This is a genomic window from Candidatus Hydrothermales bacterium (assembly GCA_039630235.1).
Lineage (GTDB): Bacteria > Hydrothermota > Hydrothermia > Hydrothermales > JAJRUZ01 > JBCNVI01.
Window position 1 is genome coordinate 1 of the sequence record JBCNVI010000047.1, and the last position, 767, is coordinate 767.

Annotated in this window: 1 protein-coding gene; it reads left to right on the top strand. The window is 36.1% G+C overall.

The genetic code is table 11. The features are described 5' to 3' along the window. Positions 1-767 (top strand): SNF2-related protein (locus tag ABDH49_09215; GenBank protein MEN3047119.1); only part of this gene is annotated, 767 nt, incomplete at both ends.

Sequence of the window (767 nt, forward strand, 5' to 3'; positions counted from 1 at the left end):
TTACTCCCTACGAGCTCTATTTGAAATTTTTATATGAGTATTTTAAAGATGAGTTAAGCCAAAGAGATGAATTATTCATTAAATACTCACCAGAAAACTTTAAAAGACTTGCCTATCAAGAACAGGCAGTTCTGAATGCCAAAAAGATCTTAGAGGAGTATGGGGGAGTTTTCATCTCAGATGTAGTAGGGCTAGGTAAAACCTATATAGCCACTATGCTTGCAAGTCAACTTGATGGAAGAACAATAGTTATAGCCCCACCTGCACTTCTCAACAAGGGCAATCCTGGTTCTTGGCCTAATGTTTTTTCTGATTTCCATATCCCTGGTGAATTTATCTCTATTGGTAAACTTGACGAGGCAAGAGAATTAATGGCCCGAAGGGAATATAAAAATGTTATTATCGATGAAGCACATCGTTTTAGAAATGAAACAACCATCGGTTACGAAAAATTAGCTGAGATATGCCGAGGTAAGAGAGTAATCCTTATTTCTGCCACACCTTATAATAATTCGCCAAGAGATATTTTCAACCAAATAAAACTCTTTCAATCGCCAAAAAAGAGTAATATTCCAGGGCTTCAGGACCTTGAAGAATTTTTCAAAGACTTAGAAAACAAATTAAAAAGGGTTGACCGAAGTAGGGAGTATTCAAAATACCTTGAAACGGTTCAGGCAAATGCAAGGGAGATAAGGGACAAAGTTTTGAAACACATAATGGTGAGAAGAACAAGGAGAGAGATTGAAAAATATTTCAAAGAAGATTTG